Genomic DNA, 620 nt, shown 5'->3' with positions numbered 1-620 from the left:
TGCGTCGGGTCGCGCTCCTCGATCCGGTAATCGCGCAGGTCGTCGGCGGTCATGCCGCCGGGCCGCACGGTGCGCCCGGGCCCCCGGGGGGCCCCCCGGGGGCCCCCCGCGCACGCAGCGAACAGGGCGGGTGTCCTGCGGTGCCCGCGCACCGGTCTCCTGCCACGGACCGTGAGCACGAAGGTGCCCGAACCGGCCCGCGAAGTCGGCACGGCCGCTCACGGTCGGCGACCGCGGGCGGGATGTGGCGGGGAACGCATCCCGCTTCTGGCCCTAGCGACCGCAGTGATCGCCGCAGTTGAGGACGATGTTCGGCACTGGCCGTGACAGTGCGCGGCGGATCACCCACATTTCGCGCCCACTCGGGTGGTGCTTTACCGGTCCGTTACCGGTAGGGTCTGATCCGCCGGTGGGTCACCCACTGGTGGTACTGGCCGTTTGCTCCCCGCAGAGTCGATACGGATGACACTTCAAGACGATCTAGTTCGCCCCTGGTTCCAGCCGGCGGTCCCGCCCGAGCAGCAGGACCGTTCGCGGCCCGATGCCGGACCGGTGACCACTCGCTTCGTCGGAGAACTGCCCCTCGATGCGGCACCGGCACCGTCCGCCCCCTCCGGCCC

At 71.9% G+C, this 620-nt stretch carries 1 protein-coding gene; it reads right to left on the bottom strand.

The window, feature by feature from the left end; all coding sequences use genetic code 11:
- Positions 1-212 (bottom strand): hypothetical protein (locus LCD33_RS28625; RefSeq protein ID WP_224978507.1); only part of this gene is annotated, 212 nt, incomplete at its 3' end.
- Between the last annotated feature and the right edge of the window lie 408 nt (positions 213-620).

It is taken from the genome of Saccharopolyspora sp. 7B, from assembly GCF_020177435.1.
GTDB classification, from domain to species: Bacteria; Actinomycetota; Actinomycetes; order Mycobacteriales; family Pseudonocardiaceae; genus Saccharopolyspora_C; species Saccharopolyspora_C gregorii.
Note: the sequence above shows the minus strand (reverse complement) of the source record. Positions and strands in the feature narration are given on the sequence as shown.